General features: G+C 55.1%; 13 protein-coding genes. 10 read left to right on the forward strand and 3 right to left on the reverse strand.

Annotation, left to right across the window (positions count from 1 at the left end; genetic code table 11):
- Positions 1-57 precede the first annotated feature (57 nt).
- Positions 58-876 carry a 3-deoxy-8-phosphooctulonate synthase gene (gene kdsA, locus ACXAGA_RS15320; protein WP_086452451.1) on the reverse strand — a complete coding sequence of 273 codons (819 nt, stop codon included), beginning with the start codon at positions 874-876 and terminating at the stop codon, positions 58-60.
- 319 nt (positions 877-1,195) lie between these two features.
- Positions 1,196-1,942: a helix-turn-helix transcriptional regulator gene (locus ACXAGA_RS15325; protein ID WP_475118338.1), complete on the reverse strand. Its 747-nt coding sequence runs from the start codon at positions 1,940-1,942 to the stop codon at positions 1,196-1,198.
- Between the two features lie 198 nt (positions 1,943-2,140).
- Between ACXAGA_RS15325 and gyrA the strand changes: the two genes are divergently transcribed.
- The 6 genes from gyrA (at position 2,141) to gluQRS (ending at position 9,786) form a co-directional block, all read left to right on the forward strand.
- Complete coding sequence (gene gyrA, locus ACXAGA_RS15330) at positions 2,141-4,882, forward strand: DNA gyrase subunit A (RefSeq protein WP_475118339.1); 2,742 nt, start codon at positions 2,141-2,143, stop codon at positions 4,880-4,882.
- A 210-nt stretch (positions 4,883-5,092) separates the two neighbouring features.
- Complete coding sequence (locus tag ACXAGA_RS15335; RefSeq protein ID WP_475118340.1) at positions 5,093-5,923, forward strand: LysR family transcriptional regulator; 831 nt, start codon at positions 5,093-5,095, stop codon at positions 5,921-5,923.
- Between the two features lie 110 nt (positions 5,924-6,033).
- Complete coding sequence (locus ACXAGA_RS15340; protein ID WP_475118341.1) at positions 6,034-6,411, forward strand: hypothetical protein; 378 nt, start codon at positions 6,034-6,036, stop codon at positions 6,409-6,411.
- Between the two features lie 148 nt (positions 6,412-6,559).
- Positions 6,560-7,489, forward strand: a complete 930-nt coding sequence (locus tag ACXAGA_RS15345; protein ID WP_475118342.1) for a hypothetical protein — start codon at positions 6,560-6,562, stop codon at positions 7,487-7,489.
- A gap of 72 nt (positions 7,490-7,561) precedes the next feature.
- Positions 7,562-8,905 carry a methylenetetrahydrofolate--tRNA-(uracil(54)-C(5))-methyltransferase (FADH(2)-oxidizing) TrmFO gene (gene trmFO, locus ACXAGA_RS15350; protein ID WP_475118343.1) on the forward strand — a complete coding sequence of 448 codons (1,344 nt, stop codon included), beginning with the start codon at positions 7,562-7,564 and terminating at the stop codon, positions 8,903-8,905.
- The gene (gene gluQRS, locus ACXAGA_RS15355) at positions 8,905-9,786 is read left to right on the forward strand and encodes a tRNA glutamyl-Q(34) synthetase GluQRS (RefSeq protein WP_475118344.1); all 882 of its coding nucleotides are present in this window, start codon (positions 8,905-8,907) and stop codon (positions 9,784-9,786) included. Before trmFO ends, gluQRS begins: the two co-directional genes overlap by 1 nt.
- On the opposite strand, the gene mnmA is transcribed toward gluQRS, so the two are convergent.
- The gene (gene mnmA / locus ACXAGA_RS15360; RefSeq protein WP_475118345.1) at positions 9,783-10,922 is read right to left on the reverse strand and encodes a tRNA 2-thiouridine(34) synthase MnmA; all 1,140 of its coding nucleotides are present in this window, start codon (positions 10,920-10,922) and stop codon (positions 9,783-9,785) included. The two genes, gluQRS and mnmA, sit on opposite strands and share 4 nt — an antisense overlap.
- Positions 10,923-11,057: 135 nt before the next feature.
- On the opposite strand from mnmA, the gene sciP reads away from it, so the two are divergent.
- From sciP to recG, 4 genes are all read left to right on the forward strand, one after another.
- Complete coding sequence (gene sciP / locus ACXAGA_RS15365) at positions 11,058-11,336, forward strand: CtrA inhibitor SciP (RefSeq protein ID WP_475118346.1); 279 nt, start codon at positions 11,058-11,060, stop codon at positions 11,334-11,336.
- 90 nt (positions 11,337-11,426) lie between these two features.
- On the forward strand, positions 11,427-12,140 hold the full coding sequence (gene ctrA / locus ACXAGA_RS15370; RefSeq protein WP_475118347.1) for a response regulator transcription factor CtrA: 714 nt from the start codon (positions 11,427-11,429) through the stop codon (positions 12,138-12,140).
- 87 nt (positions 12,141-12,227) lie between these two features.
- Entirely contained in the window at positions 12,228-14,492 is a 2,265-nt protein-coding gene (ligA, locus tag ACXAGA_RS15375) for an NAD-dependent DNA ligase LigA (RefSeq protein ID WP_475118395.1), read from the forward strand.
- Positions 14,489-16,579, forward strand: a complete 2,091-nt coding sequence (recG, locus tag ACXAGA_RS15380) for an ATP-dependent DNA helicase RecG (RefSeq protein WP_475118348.1) — start codon at positions 14,489-14,491, stop codon at positions 16,577-16,579. The genes ligA and recG overlap by 4 nt, the downstream gene beginning before the upstream one ends.
- Positions 16,580-16,605: the final 26 nt, after the last annotated feature.

Consider the following 16,605-nt stretch of genomic DNA (forward strand, 5'->3'; position numbering starts at 1 on the left):
AAAGCCCGCCAGATTGGCGGGCTTTATTCGTTTTATGCCTGCGGCGGTGGGCGCAGATTACGATTTCATCACGTTATCCAGCGCCCGCAGTTTGGCCAGCAAAGGTTGCAACTGTTCGATTGGCACCATGTTCGGACCATCGGATGGGGCGTTGTCGGGGTCTTCGTGGGTTTCGATGAATAGCGCCGCACAGCCGACGGCGACAGCCGCGCGGGCAAGTGGTGGCACCATACGGCGATCACCGCCCGACGAATTGCCGTTACCGCCTGGTTGTTGCACCGAATGGGTTGCATCGAACACGACCGGATAACCCGTTTCAGCCATGGTCGGCAGGCCGCGGAAATCGCTGACCAGCGTGTTATAGCCAAACGATGTGCCGCGTTCGCACAGCATGATGTTGGTGTTGCCCGTGCTTTCGATTTTCGCAGCAACGTTGGCCATATCCCAAGGCGCGAGGAACTGGCCCTTTTTCACGTTGATCGCTTTGCCGGTTTCGCCAGCGGCCAACAAAAGGTCTGTTTGGCGGCATAGGAATGCGGGGATTTGCAGGATGTCTACGACCTCTGCCGCCATGGCGCAGTGGTGGGTTTCGTGGACGTCTGTGATCACGGGGCAGCCGAATTCGGATTTGATCGCGCCTAAAATCTCCAGACCCTTTTCTGCGCCCAACCCGCGTTTACCGCCCAGCGACGAACGGTTCGCTTTGTCGTAAGAGCCTTTGAAGATGAAGCCTGTTCCAGTGGCGGCGCAAGCTTCGGCAATTTTTTCGGCCAACATGCGCGCGTGATCCAAGCTTTCTAACTGGCAAGGACCTGCGATCAGCGCAAAAGGTAGATCATTTGCAATATCGACGTTTCCAACTGTGACGCGGGTCATGATAGCTCCTTTGGATAATACGAGGGTGCGTATATCGCGGCAGCTATGCTGGGTCTATGACAAAGCAACGACAGTCCGTGAGCAACCAAATTAGATAAGCACGTAAAATCCCTGCTGAGTACAATGCGAGGTTCATTGCTCTGCCTTCAACTTTGACCACTCACTCAAAACAAGCAGGTCAGCAGGGAGACCTAAAACTACGTACTAAAAAAGCCCCCGAAAACCTGACGCAAACGCATCAGACACCGATTGTTTTAGGGAGGTCGGCAAACGGCAGATAGTGGGGGAAAGTCCCCATGTGTTCAAAGGGTCACATCGTTTAGACCAGCCGTAACATCACGGCCTTTGCTATGGCGCTATCGCGAGTGCGGGCCTTTAGTTTTCGTTTGACGTTGGCGACGTGTTTTTCAAACGTCTTTTCCGAAATCGACATGCGGTGGCAAATCTCTTGCGGGCGGTACCCTTTCACCAGCCAAGATATGCTTTCCAATTCGCGCGGCGTTAAACAGATTAGCGAATTTGCGCGATCTCTTCTGGCCCTTGCGTCTAAGATTTGCGCTGCCTGTCGAATTTGATCACCGTTTTCATCCCAGAATTGGGCCATTTCAGCCTCTGTTGATACGGTATCAACCCAAAGCCCAAGTCCTGATGCCCCGAAATCGCTTTTCTCGATCATGATCGAACAGCCATGCAGCATGCCAAGTTCAGTTTCAGCGTCATAGATGCGTTTCTGGTCGGGGGTGGAAACGGCGTCGCGGACTTCGTCGGATTCCCAAAAAACCACGGACCGACCATTTAGCAGCAGCTGGATTGTGATGTCTTGATCGATGGGCTGCCCAGAACAAATCGCATCCCATTCGGCGCCATATGTGTGGTGGGAAAACAAAACCTGAGAATAGTCAAATTCATCCAGATCAGATTTCATACCGACAAAGCCGTAGAAATATCCGCGCGCGCCGAAACATTCGATAAACTTTTGAAACTGTTCGAATGGATCGGCACCATTCGTCAAATCCATTGCAAAATCCGAAACCGAGTACGGTTTGTTCACCGATCCATCGGTCATTCATTTGCCCCTTTTCTTGCCCTGCCTTAGCATATGGAACATTTGTGTCGATACAATGCCGCCCACCCCCAAAGTACGGAAATCCCGACTTATGTTCGCAAACCGTCTTTTTCTGACGTAACCATTGCACCCCACATCCTGCCTGCGGTATAAGTTCACAACCAAAATATAGCAGCCACAGGCAGACAGGCGGACAACGTGACCGATACTCCGGAAACCCCTGAAAACGACGACGAAACACCAATCGTACGCATGGCGCATGACGGGCCACAGGTGTCGATCATCGACGAGATGAAAAATTCGTACCTAGATTACGCAATGAGCGTGATCGTATCGCGTGCGATCCCTGATTTGCGCGATGGTCTGAAACCCGTGCACCGCCGCATTTTGTTCGCGATGAGCGAAACCGGCAACGGCCACGACAAACCGTACCGTAAATCGGCGCGTCCTGTTGGCGACGTTATGGGTAAATACCACCCGCACGGCGACAGCGCGATTTATGATGCCTTGGTCCGTATGGCGCAGGATTTTTCCATGTCGCTGCCGCTGCTGGATGGTCAGGGCAACTTTGGTTCGATGGACGGCGATCGCGCCGCAGCTATGCGTTACACCGAGGTACGCATGGACAAACCTGCCGCCTATATGCTGGCAGACATCGACAAAGACACCGTTGATTTCGTTGACAACTACGATGGCAAAGACAAAGAACCCACCGTTCTGCCAGCGCGTTTCCCCAACATGCTGGTCAACGGCGCGGGCGGTATTGCTGTGGGTATGGCGACCAACATTCCGCCGCACAACTTGGGCGAAGTCGTAGATGCCACGCTGGCCCTGATCGACAATCCTGATCTGGATTCGTCCGAATTGATCCAATTCATCCCCGGCCCTGATTTCCCGACGGGCGGCGTGATGATGGGCCGTTCCGGCGCGCGCAAAGCGTACCTAGAAGGCCGCGGTTCCGTTGTTCTGCGCGCAAAAACCCACACCGAAGAAATCCGCAAAGATCGTTGGGCCATCGTCGTCGACGAAATCCCATATCAGGTGAACAAATCGGTGATGATCGAAAAAATCGCCGAATGCGCGCGTGATAAAAAAATCGAAGGCATCGCCCACGTTCAGGACGAATCCGACCGTAACGGTGTGCGCGTTGTTGTCGAACTAAAACGCGACGCCACGGCCGAAGTTGTTCTGAACCAACTGTTCCGTTTCACCCCGATGCAGGTCAGCTTTGGCTGTAACATGCTGGCGCTGAACGGCGGACGTCCTGAAACGCTGACGCTGTACGGGTTCCTGTCGAACTTTATTACCTTCCGCGAAGAGGTCGTTGCCCGCCGTACCGCGTTTGAACTGCGCAAAGCACGTGACCGTTCGCACATTTTGTGTGGTCTGGCCGTGGCCGTGACCAACGTGGACGAAGTCGTTGCAACCATCCGTGCGTCCCGCGATGCCGCTGATGCGCGCGAAAAACTGATGACCCGCCGTTGGCCTGCGGCATCGATCATCGAATACCTGAAACTGATCGACGATCCGCTGCATCCTGTGAATGACGACGGCACTTATAACCTGTCGGAAACGCAGGCGCGCGCCATTCTGGAACTGCGTCTACAGCGCCTGACCCAGATCGGTGTTCAAGAGGTCACAGACGAGCTGCAAGAGCTGGCCAAGAAGATCAAAGAGTATCTGGAAATTCTGGCGTCCCGCGAACGTATCATGGGCATCATTTCGGACGAACTGCGCGAAGTGAAAGACCTGTTCGCCGTGCCTCGCCGTACCGAGATCGTCGAATGGGCCGCCGATATGGACGACGAAGATCTGATCGAACGCGAAGACATGGTCGTGACCGTGACGTCGGGCGGTTATATCAAACGCACCCCGCTGGCCGATTACCGTGCCCAGCGTCGCGGCGGCAAAGGCCTGTCTGGTATGCAAACCAAAGAAGAGGACGTGATCACCACCCTTTTCGTGGCAAACACGCATACTCAGCTGCTGTTCTTCACCACCGATGGCATGGTGTACAAACTGAAAACCTGGCGCCTGCCGTCGGGTGGCCGCACCGCCAAAGGCAAAGCGATCATCAACATCCTGCCAATCCCGCAGGGCGTTTCCATCGCTGCGATCATGCCTGTCGACCGGGATGAGGACGAATGGGACAACCTGCAGATTGTCTTTGCGACCTCTGCCGGTGATGTGCGCCGCAACCGTCTGTCGGATTTCACCAACGTGATGCGCAACGGTAAAATCGCAATGAAGCTGCCTGACGATGGGTCGGTCAGCCTGGTGAACGCGCGTATCTGTTCCGAAGACGACGATGTCATGCTGGTCACCAATTCGGGCCGCGCGATCCGTTTCCCATCGACCGATGTGCGCGTGTTCAACAGCCGTAATTCGACCGGTGTGCGCGGTATCAAACTGAACGGTGATGATACCGTCGTGTCGATGTCCGTTATCCGCCACTTTGAGGCTGATCCGCAAGAACGTGCCGCCTATCTGAAAATGCGCCGCGCAATGGCGGGCGTGACCGAAGACGACGCAACAGACGAAGATGACGCACCAGCGGGCGAACTGTCGCCAGAACGCTATGCGGAAATGTCGGCCGCCGAAAACCTGATCCTGACGATCACCGCCAAAGGCATCGGCAAAGTCACCTCTTCGCACGATTACCCAGTGCGCGGTCGTGGCGGCATGGGCGTCACAGCGTTCGAAAAACAAATGCGCGGTGGTGACATCGTGTCCTGTTTCCCGATCGATATGGACAACCAGATCATGCTGGTCACATCCAAAGGCCAATCGATCCGCGTGCCTGTTGACGGCATCAGCTTCCGTTCGCGCAGCGCTGGCGGCGTTAAGGTGTTCAACACCGCGACCGATGAATTCGTCGTATCTGTCGCCCGCATCGAAGAAGCAGGCGAAGACGAAGCGCCAGAGCAAACTGAAGAATAGACCCAAAGCTGTTCATCAAAAACAAAACACGCGCTCGATTTCGGGCGCGTGTTTTGTTGCCTTACGTACAAAACACCCCAAAACGTGTGGTATCATTGCGGGAACCACTTCCGCTTGAAAGCAGGTCATAAATCCTGCATTTTAGAGATGCGTTTAGTTGTACGTGTCGATTGTTTGACAAGACCCTTAACAGTTGGCAAAGGCCCCCGCATGGAAAACTGGGACGATCTACGATTTTTATTGGCTGTCAGCAAAGCAGGCACCATGTCAGGCGCCGCACGTTTGCTGAATACCAACGTGGCCACGGTATCGCGCCGCATTGATCGGCTCAGCGAACAGTTAGGCACCAACCCGTTCCAAAAAACCCGCAACGGCTGGGAAACCAACCCGATGGTTCAGGGCCTGATTGACGCTGCACAAACATTCGAAGGCAGCGTCGACAAAGAAATCAACAATGTGTCCAGCACCGAAGGTCGGCAGATTGTGCGGATCGGCGCGCCGCCCATCGTCAGCAGTCAAATCCTGTTCCCTGCCCTTATCGGCACCGAAGGCCGCATGAAAACCATCGCGCCCGAATTCAGTGACCGCGTTGTTCCGGGCGGTTTGGGTGACCACGACATCGTCATTCAGGACCGCCTACCGGAAACGGGGCGCCTATTGTCGCGCAAGGCCGGCGCTATGGTGTTCCGCGTTTACGCCCCCAAAGGCTACAATGGCACCGATTGGGTATCCCTGCCCGAAAGCTCGGGCTATCACGAACCGACAGAACTGGGCCGCAAGGTGTTCGGAACAGACCCCGTTGCCCGCGCGTCCACATTTATGCAGATGTTCGAACTGGCCCAGCAAAACGCGCTGGCCGTGGTTCTGCCCGAAGTTTTAGCCCACAAACATGAAAACTGGGCGCCTGTTGGCTGTGACAATGATCTGGTGAAATACGATCTATTCGTTCTGTACCACGAAACGCGCAAAGGCGACCCTGTGATCGACGCCACGCTGGAATGGATCAACTATGCCTTTGCCAAAGCCAAGGCAGTCGCCTAGATCGACACAAAAGTAAGGCAATGCAAACGGGCCTTTGCATTTTTGGCTGATTGCGCGTTGTCAAAATGGGTGGCCAACTGGACGCATAACAAAAAACGTCCGAGGCACCCATGTCAAATGTCCTACTTGCATGCAGAGCACTGATCGCTCTTTTATTATTTTATGTCGTCACATGTTCGATCGTGAACGGATTTGGCACCCGTTTGTCGCTATTGTTTTTTCCGTTCAATATTTCCCACGCCCTATTCGACGCCCTATTGTCGATCTCCGCAATCTGGTTGGTGTTCGGCGTCCACACCCGCATCATGGCCGCATTTTCCACCGCCTATTTGGGCGTCTATGTCGCGATGGTCATGAGCCAGAACATAGTCGATCCCGTCATTCTGTATGCGCCAGCACTGGCATTGATGTTCGCCTTACCGCTGATGATTTTCGGCGGCGGTCACCATTGCCTGACCAAACGCAACATCATGCAAGCAACGCACTAACATTACCCAAATGTCCCTGACTGGCCGCCTATTGGGCGGCCTTTTTTTTCGTCGCAGGGCACCAGCCTTACCTTGGGTAAGGAAAACCATACTTGAGGGAACAAACCCCAGGTGTAAGACGAAATCAGGATAAACTTTTGGTATAAAAATGAACAAAATCATTGCACTAGCTTCGACCACAATCCTGACTGCAACCGCTGCAGCAGCAGAGGTATCTTACGTTGGCGGGTCCTATGAATTCGGCCTGACGCAATACAACGAAGACCTTGGAGACATGACCACTTCGACTGGCCAACTGAACGTTGGCTTCGAAAACACGATCAATTCTTTTGTTCTGGGCGCACAGCTAGACGGCCTCTCCATCGGCTACGGTACAGAGGGCAGCATCGAAGATACCACCTCGTCAAGCTCGATCACTCTGTACGGTGCCTATTCCATCAACGAAAACTGGAACGTCGTTTTTGGAATCGAAGCAGCCGACTTTGATGGCGCTTCCGAAACCTACACCCGTCTAGGCGCAGAATACGTTCTGAATAATTACACATTCGGTGCAGGTGTTTACGCATATGACAACTTTGGTGAAACCGAAACCGTTACCTATGCCTTTGCGGACTATGGCGTCGATGGCTACTCTGCGACCCTGACTATTGCCGAAGATGAAGGTGCAACCTTGGCATCGCTGTCGACCAATTATGATTTTGGCATCATCGACGGTGGCGTTGATGTGTTCTACATTGGCGAAGCGGGCGACAATATTTACTCGATCACAGCATTTGGCGACTACAGCATTACCGATGCGTTTTCCGTCGGCGCTGAAATTGTCTATGGCGATGTCTATGGCGTATATACAATGACAGATGTCGCGTTGGTTGGCGGCTACGACATTACGGATGACCTGTCCGCCAAAGTGTCTATTGGCCAAACCCGCCTAAAAGCCGACGCAGAGAGCACCACGGCAGGCACTTTCAGCTTCATGATCGATTACGAATTCGGCGCACCATCGGTTACAACCTTTGACGTGGTTCCCAGCGTTATCGATTACACGGCTGAACTATATTCCAACATGCTGCCGCTGTAATTAGCGAAATTTCCAAGGGCCGCGGATCACGCGGCCCTTTTCTTTTGCGCGGCTCAGGGCTATTTCCGCGCTATGACTCAGGAACTCCATATCATCGGCGGCGGAATGGCCGGATCAGAGGCTGCTTGGCAGGCTGCAAACGCAGGCGTCAAAGTGGTCATCCACGAAATGCGCCCAAAGGTGGAAACCTTTGCCCACCGTACTGGCAATTTGGGCGAAATGGTGTGTTCGAATTCGTTCCGTTCGGACGATCACGAACAGAACGCCGTTGGTTTGCTGCATTGGGAAATGCGTCAGGCGAATGGCCTGATCATGCAGATGGCGCAAAAACACCGCCTGCCCGCTGGTGGCGCGCTGGCCGTTGACCGCGACCCATTTTCCGAAAGCGTGACCGCCGCGCTGAAGGCACATGAAAACGTGTCCGTGTCCTACGAAGAAATCACCGAACTGCCGACCGAAGGTCACTGGATCATCGCGACGGGCCCCCTGACATCCGAAGGTTTGGGCCGCGCCATTCAGGCCGAAACTGGTGCAGAGGCACTGGCGTTTTTCGATGCCATCGCGCCCATCGTCTATTTCGACAGCGTCAACATGGACAAAGCGTGGATGCAGTCGCGCTATGACAAAGGCGAAACCGAAGAAGAGCGCACCGCTTATCTGAACTGCCCCATGACCAAGGACCAGTATGAGGCGTTCATCGACGCTCTGCTGGCCGCCGACAAAACCGAATTCCACGAAGGCGAAACCGCTGGCTATTTCGACGGCTGCCTACCGATCGAGGTGATGGCGGAACGCGGCCGCGAAACGCTGCGCTTTGGCCCTATGAAACCCATCGGTCTGACCAACGCGAATGACCCAGACAACAAACCCTACGCCGTGGTGCAGCTACGCCGCGACAACGCGCTGGGGACCTTGTTCAACATCGTGGGTTTCCAGACCAAGATGAAATACGGCGCTCAGAAAGAAGTGTTTCGTATGATCCCGGGCCTAGAGGACGCAGAATTCGCGCGTCTGGGCGGCATCCACCGCAACACGTTCATCAATTCTCCGACGCTGCTGGACGCAGAAATGCGCCTGAAATCGCGCCCGAACGTCCGCTTTGCCGGTCAGATCACTGGCGTCGAAGGCTATGTCGAAAGCGCGGCTATGGGCCTGCTGGCGGGCCGTTTGGCAGCCGCCGAAATGCAAGGCCGCACGATTGATGGCATCCCGCACACCACGGCAATGGGCGCGCTGATCACGCATATCACGGGCGGCGCGGATGCGAAAACGTTCCAGCCGATGAACGTGAACTTTGGTCTGTTCCCACCGCTGGACGGCATGCGCGGCGGCCGCAAGGGCCGCAAAGAGCGCTACAAAGGCTACACAGACCGCGCAAAAATTGATTTTCAACAATGGCTTGACGGTCAATCCTAATGTCATATGTGACCCGATTTGCACCCAGCCCAACTGGGCCGCTGCATTTGGGTCACGCCTATTCGGCCATATTGGCCCATGACCGGGCGCTGGAAAACGGCGGCCGGTTTTTGCTACGGATCGAAGATATAGATCGCGACCGATCCAAACCCGAATGGGAACAACAGATATATGATGATCTGGAATGGCTAGGCCTGTCGTGGGAAACGCCCGTTATGCGCCAATCGGATCGTTTACCTGCATACCGCAACGCCCTGAAATCATTGTGGGAACGCGATCTGCTGTATCGCTGCACATGCACCCGCCGCGACATCATAGACGCCGCATCCGCCCCCCAAGAAGGCGTGCAATACGGCCCTGACGGTATCATCTATCCAGGGACGTGCCGGATCAAAACGCAGACCGCTGGATCGATGACCGACCTGCCCGAAGGCGTTGCACTACGTCTGAATATGACGATGGCCGCTGAACTGACGGGCACTCCGCGCGTTGGCATGGGCCGCGTTCTGTCGTTCACGGAAACGGGTGATGGCGAAACAGGTTTGATCGAAAAAACGACCGATCAAATCGCATCAGAAGTCGGCGATATCGTATTGTCCAGAAAGGATTTTTTGGGATCATACCATTTGTCCGTCGTACTTGATGACGCAGCCCAAGGCGTCACCCATGTGGTGCGCGGATTGGATTTGTTTGACGCCACGCAAATCCACGTTCTGCTGCAAAACCTGATGGGTCTGCCAACGCCGCAATACCATCACCACCGCCTGATCCGCGATGAGAACGGCAAACGGTTGGCCAAACGCGATGACGCCAAAGCGATCCGTAAATTCCGCGACGAAGGCGCATCGCCCGCAGACATACGGGCGATGGTCAGTCTTTAGTAACCGCGCCAGATCCAACCGCCGCCAAAGATGCGGCTGCTGTCAGGATCATAGAACACACACGCCTGACCGGGGCTTACGCCCTCTTCTGCGGTAAGCAGTTCAACCTCGGCTTCGGTTTCGGAAATCGCGCGTAGGATCGCGGGGGCTGGTGGACGGGTCGAACGGACTTTGACCGCGATTTCGCGTTCAGGCACGTCCATGAAATTGTCGTCACCCAGCCAGTTGATTTCGCGCACAGGCACCTTGCGGGTTGCGAGCAAGTCTTTGGGGCCAACAACGACCTGACGGTTATCCACGTCCAGTTTCACCACGTACAGAGGATCAGCCAGACCGCCGATCCCCAATCCACGGCGTTGGCCGATAGTGTAATGGATCACGCCGCGATGGGTGCCCAAAACTTTGCCTTCGGTATCAACGATATCACCCGGTTCAGCCGCGCCCGGGCGCAATTTTTCGATGACTTGGGCGTAGTTGCCGTTTGGGACGAAACAGATGTCTTGGCTATCTGGTTTATCCGCAACGATCAGGCCGTATTTCTGCGCCAGTTTACGGGTTTCATCCTTGGACGGCAAATGGCCCAGAGGGAAACGCAGGTAATCCAGCTGTTCAGGTGTGGTCGAAAACAGGAAATAACTTTGGTCGCGGTTCGCATCAGCGGCGCAATGCAGTTCGGCGCCGTTATCGCCCATCTTGCGCTGGATGTAGTGCCCCGTGGCCATACAGTCGGCGTCCAGATCCTTGGCCGTGGCCAACAGATCCTTGAATTTGACACGTTCGTTGCAACGGATGCACGGCACAGGGGTCGCGCCCGCCAGATAGCTATCGGCGAATTCGTCGATCACGGCCTCTTGGAAAATGTTTTCATAATCCAGAACGTAATGCGGGAAACCCATTTCTTCGGCAACGCGGCGGGCATCATGGATATCACGGCCTGCGCAGCACGCGCCCTTTTTCGCCAGCGCCGCACCGTGGTCATACAGCTGCAGCGTCACGCCGACGACGTCGTATCCCTCTTCGGCCAATTGTGCTGCCACAACGGATGAATCAACGCCACCCGACATGGCAACGACCACGCGGGTTTCTGATGGTGGTTTGGCAAAGCCCAAAGAATTGAGCGGATGTTCGAGTGGCATGACAGCCTCCGGCGAATACTCGGTGAAGTCAGTGGGAATATATGAAAATGCTAACTACTCTCAAGTGCTGGTTTCACCTGTCGTTAAGTAGCGCCCCCACTAATACCCCAAAAGACGACACAAATAGGTGAAGTGATGTTTCTCAAGAAAATTGACGGACCGCGCGCGGTTCAATTGCCGGATGGTTCATTCATGACGCGGGCCGACCTGCCCCCCGCTACAACCCGTCGTTGGGTCGCATCACGCAAAGCAGCCGTGGTGCGGGCTGTTATCGCTGGACTGATCGCCCGTGAAACCGCCCTGAAAATCTATGACCTCTCCGAAGAAGAATTCGACACATGGGTCAATGCTGTCACAACCCATGGAGAATCCGCTCTACGCACGACTGCAATCCAAAAATATAGACAACCATGAGAAGAATATGCAGTTATTACAACGCTGGTAATATGTAATTAACCATTCGGTTTCAGAGTTAACGCCAGATAACCTAAGCGGAGACCTGATATGCGTGTGCTCTTGGTAGAGGACGACCCGACAACTTCAAAGAGCATCGAAATGATGCTGACCCACGCCAATCTGAACGTATACGCGACAGATCTGGGCGAAGAAGGCATCGATCTAGCTAAACTATATGACTACGATCTGATCCTGCTGGATTTGAACCTGCCCGACATGAACGGCCACGAAGTTCTACGCCAACTGCGCCTTGCGCGGATCGAAACGCCGATTCTCATCTTGTCCGGCGATGATGGTACCGAAAGCAAAATCAAAGGATTTGGTTTCGGCGCGGATGATTATTTGACCAAACCGTTCCACCGCGAAGAATTGATTGCGCGAATCCATGCGATCATTCGCCGGTCCAAAGGGCACGCACAATCCGTAATCCGAACGGGTGCGATCTGCGTCAATCTGGATGCTAAAACCGTAGATGTGGGCGGTGTGACCGTACATTTGACAGGCAAAGAATACCAAATGCTGGAATTGCTGTCCCTGCGCAAGGGCACAACCCTGACCAAAGAAATGTTCCTGAACCACCTGTATGGCGGCATGGATGAACCCGAACTGAAAATTATCGATGTGTTCATCTGTAAACTGCGCAAAAAATTGCAAAAAGCCACAGGCGGCGAAAATTACATCGAAACCGTTTGGGGCCGCGGCTATGTCCTGCGCGACCCTGATCCGGCAGAGGTCCATAACGATCTGGCCATTGGTGCATGATTGACCACGCGATCGTCCGGATCACTATGGACGATCGCCCTATGCCCCCCTAGAACAAGGGCAGGTCCAAAGTGGGCCATGACGACCATGGGGGACGCTGTGACGAACGCCAATTTTGCAGATGTATCGGTTCATGATTTAACAATCGAACAGGCAAAGGCCGAACTAGAACGGCTCGCAGCCGCGATTTCGGACGCGAACACAGCGTATCACACCAACGACGCTCCAGACATTTCTGACAGCGCCTACGACGCTTTAAAACGCCGCAACCTAGAGATTGAAACCCGTTTTCCTGACCTGAAACGCGCAGATAGTCCCAGCGAACAAGTGGGCGGCGCTGTTGCGGATGGGTTTGGCAAAATCACTCACGCAGTTCGTATGTTGTCGCTATCAAATGCGTTCGACGACAGCGACGTGACCGATTTTGCAGATCAAGTACGCAAATACCTTGGCTCTAACGACCCGATTTCATTCACGGCCGAACCGAAAATCGACGGCCTTTCCTTGTCACTGCGGTATGAAAACGGAACTTTGGTGCAGGCCGCAACACGCGGCGATGGCGAAGTTGGCGAAAACGTCACAGAAAACGCCAAAACCATCGCCGATATTCCGCATCAGATCACTGGCGCACCCGAAGTGATCGAAATCCGCGGCGAAGTGTACATGAGCCACGCTGATTTTGCCGCGCTGAACGAACGGCAAGCCGAACGCGGCGGCAAAACCTTTGCCAATCCACGCAATGCTGCTGCGGGCAGCCTGCGCCAGTTGGACGCGGAAATAACGCGATCGCGCCCGCTGAAATTTTTCGCTTATGCCTGGGGCGAGGTATCGGGCGACATTGCAGATACGCAATGGAATGCGATCCAACGGTTCAAAGATTTGGGGTTTCAGGTCAATCCCCTGACCAAATTGTGCGAAACCACCCATGATCTGATCGATCATTACCATATGATCGAAAATCTACGCGCTGATTTGGGCTATGATATCGACGGCGTCGTTTACAAAGTGAATGATCTGGCGCTGCAACGCAGATTGGGGTTCCGTTCCACCACTCCTCGTTGGGCGATTGCACACAAATTCCCAGCCGAGCTGGCATGGACACGCCTAGACGATATCGAAATTCAGGTCGGCCGCACCGGTGCGTTGTCGCCAGTTGCGCGATTGACGCCCGTGACCGTTGGCGGCGTTGTTGTGTCCAACGCGACTTTGCATAACGAAGATTACATTGCTGGCCGCGATAGCAACGGAAACCCCATCCGCGATGGCAAAGACATCCGTGTTGGCGACTGGGTACAGGTTTACCGCGCCGGCGACGTGATCCCCAAAGTTGCCGACGTAGATTTGACCAAACGGAACGACACCGCGCAACCTTATGAATTTCCGCATGTTTGCCCCGAATGTGGATCCGAAGCGATCCGCGAAGAAGGCGACAGTGTGCGGCGCTGTACAGGCGGGCTCGCATGCCCCGCGCAGGCCGTTGAGAAACTCAAACATTTTGTCTCTCGCGGGGCGTTTGATATCGAAGGTCTGGGAACCAAGCAGATTGAAATGTTCTACGATGACCCCACGCTGCCCATTCGTGAACCCGCCGATATTTTCACGCTACGCGCGCGTGACGCCAAAAATCTGGCGCGGTTGAAAAATCGTGACGGCTTTGGCGAAAAAAGCGCGAACAAACTATTCGATGCCATTGATGATAAACGCAAAATAGACTTTGGCCGATTTCTGTTTGCTTTGGGCATTCGCCATCTGGGCGAAGTTGCAGGCAAAGATCTGGCGCGTCATTTCACCAACTGGCCCGCGCTTGTGGACACTGCCGACAAGGCCGCTGTTGCCGCGGACGCGCATCTAGCCGCTGACGCTGCCGAAGCCAAGGAACGTGCCAACGCCATGGCCGAAGGACGTCGCGCAGAGATCAAAAAAACGCGTGACCGCGCTTGGTCCGAGGTAGACCCATCTGCCATGGCGGCGTGGAACGAATTTACCGCCATTGATGGCATAGGCGCTGTCCTAGCTGCGTCGTTGATCACCGCGCTAACCCAAACCGAAGAACGCGCAGCGATTGATAGGTTGGTGGCCGAATTGGATATCCAATCGCCAAAAACACAATCGAACGATAGCCCCGTGGTGGGCAAAACCGTCGTCTTTACCGGCACGTTGGAAAAAATGACCCGCGCCGAGGCAAAAGCCCGCGCCGAAGCTTTGGGGGCGAAAGTTGCCGGTTCGGTCAGCGCGAAAACCGACCTTTTGGTTGCAGGACCAGGTGCAGGGTCGAAAGCGAAAAAGGCCGCCGATTTGGGCATTGAAACCATCGACGAAGATGGCTGGATCGCGCTGATCGGGGACGCATGAGCGGCCGCCCTGAAATTCTGTGGCCGTTATTTGGCGACCTGACCAGCCTAGACGGTGTCGGGCCCAAAACGGCTGCGAATTTAGAACATATTGGCATCGAAAAACCGCGAGACGTTCTGTTTACGCTGCCCCATTCGGGCGTCGATCGCCGTCGTCGCGGTTCGATACTGGATGTTGTGGCGCCCGCCGTTGTCACGGTCGAGGTTGAGGTCATCGGACACACCCCCAACCGCCAGCGCGGACGCCCCTATCGCGTCACGGTTCAGGATAATCAGACCACGTTCCAGCTCGTGTTTTTCCACGCGCGGGGCGACTATCTAAACAAGGTTCTGCCGATCGGCGCGCGGCGCGTTGTTTCGGGGAAAATCGAATTGTTCGATGGGGTCGGTCAAATGGTGCACCCCGATCACATTCTGCCCATCGAAGAAGGCGAAGATATCCCCGCCTTTGAACCCGTGTACCCCCTGACATCGGGCGTCACGCAAAAGGTGATGTGGCGGTCTACCCGTTCGGCCATGGGGCTAGCCGCGGATCTGGATGAATGGATTGATCCCAGCCAAATCGCGAAAGAATCCTGGCCCAGTTGGAAAGACGCCGTGACTGCCGCGCACAACCCTCAGTCGACAACCGATTTGTCGCCCTTTGATCCTGCGCGCCAAAGGTTGGCCTATGACGAATTTCTAGCGCACCAAATTACACTGGCTTTGGCGCGGGCTCAGGTCCGAAAATCCAAAGGAGTCGCGAACAAAGGTAATGGGACGCTGCAACAAAAGGTGCTGGCATCCCTACCCTATGCGCCGACCAATGCCCAAACACGCGCCATTGCCGAAATCGCGGCTGATATGGCGGGCGATCATCGGATGAACCGTCTTTTGCAGGGCGATGTGGGCGCAGGCAAAACGTTGGTCGCGTTGATGGCTTTGCTTAACGCGGTCGAATCCGGTGGCCAAGGCGTGATGATGGCGCCGACCGAAATATTGGCGCGCCAGCATTTGGAAGGGCTGCAACCACTGGTCGCGGCGGCTGGCGTCCGGCTAGAGCTATTGACCGGACGCGATAAATCCGCAGCGCGGCGGGACAAACTGGCGGCGCTGGCGTCTGGCGACATTCAGATTTTGGTCGGAACCCATGCCGTGTTCCAAAAAGATGTCGAATTTCATGACCTGCGTTTGGCGATCATCGACGAACAGCATCGTTTCGGTGTCGCGCAACGTATGGAACTGGGGGCCAAAGGCCGTGCCGTGGATGTTTTAGTCATGACCGCAACGCCTATCCCGCGCAGTCTGGCCTTGGCGCAATACGGCGATATGGATGTGTCGGTTCTGGACGAAAAACCGCCAGGCCGGACGCCCGTCAAAACCGCGTTAATCAGTACCGAACGCATGGACGACGTCGTTGCGCGGCTGCGCGCTGCGGTGGCAGAGGGCCGTCAGGCCTATTGGGTCTGCCCGTTGGTCGAAGAAAGCGAAGTCAGCGACATGACCGCCGCGGAGGAACGGTTTAAACGCCTGCGTGCGGCCTTGGGGGATGACAAGGTCGGATTGGTCCACGGACAAATGCCGCCAGCGGACAAAGACGCTGCTATGGCGAAATTTGTGGCGGGCGACACAGCGGTTTTGGTCGCGACCACAGTTATCGAAGTGGGCGTCAACGTGCCCAATGCATCGATCATGGTGATCGAACGGGCCGAACATTTCGGGCTGGCACAATTGCACCAGCTACGGGGCCGCGTTGGTCGCGGATCGGCGGCGTCGACGTGTTTGTTGATGTACCAACCACCCCTGACCGAAGGCGGCAAACGGCGTTTGGAAATCCTGCGCGAAACCGAAGACGGGTTCCGCATTTCCGAAGAAGATCTGGCCATGCGCGGCGCCGGCGACATGATCGGCACCGCACAATCCGGCCTACCGCGTTTCAGAATCGCCGATCTGGAACGGCAAACGGGGCTTATGCAAACGGCGCAATCTGACGCTCGGAAACTATTAAACGACGATCCAACGCTAACCTCTGCCCGTGGGAAAGCCGCGCGGCATTTACTTTGGTTAATGGAACAGGACAAAGCAATTCGTTTGATTTCAGTGGGTTAACCCAAAACGTTCCAAAATGTTCACAA

This window comes from Marivivens sp. ABH4_498, assembly GCF_056160585.1.

Coding starts and splice junctions, on each gene's coding strand:
- kdsA (WP_086452451.1), bottom strand. CDS start 876: ATGACCCGCGTCACAGTTGGAAACGTCGATATTGCAAATGATCTACCT.
- ACXAGA_RS15325 (WP_475118338.1), bottom strand. CDS start 1,942: ATGACCGATGGATCGGTGAACAAACCGTACTCGGTTTCGGATTTTGCA.
- ACXAGA_RS15335 (WP_475118340.1), top strand. CDS start 5,093: ATGGAAAACTGGGACGATCTACGATTTTTATTGGCTGTCAGCAAAGCA.
- ACXAGA_RS15340 (WP_475118341.1), top strand. CDS start 6,034: ATGTCAAATGTCCTACTTGCATGCAGAGCACTGATCGCTCTTTTATTA.
- ACXAGA_RS15345 (WP_475118342.1), top strand. CDS start 6,560: ATGAACAAAATCATTGCACTAGCTTCGACCACAATCCTGACTGCAACC.
- trmFO (WP_475118343.1), top strand. CDS start 7,562: ATGACTCAGGAACTCCATATCATCGGCGGCGGAATGGCCGGATCAGAG.
- gluQRS (WP_475118344.1), top strand. CDS start 8,905: ATGTCATATGTGACCCGATTTGCACCCAGCCCAACTGGGCCGCTGCAT.
- mnmA (WP_475118345.1), bottom strand. CDS start 10,922: ATGCCACTCGAACATCCGCTCAATTCTTTGGGCTTTGCCAAACCACCA.
- sciP (WP_475118346.1), top strand. CDS start 11,058: ATGTTTCTCAAGAAAATTGACGGACCGCGCGCGGTTCAATTGCCGGAT.
- ctrA (WP_475118347.1), top strand. CDS start 11,427: ATGCGTGTGCTCTTGGTAGAGGACGACCCGACAACTTCAAAGAGCATC.
- ligA (WP_475118395.1), top strand. CDS start 12,228: ATGGGGGACGCTGTGACGAACGCCAATTTTGCAGATGTATCGGTTCAT.
- recG (WP_475118348.1), top strand. CDS start 14,489: ATGAGCGGCCGCCCTGAAATTCTGTGGCCGTTATTTGGCGACCTGACC.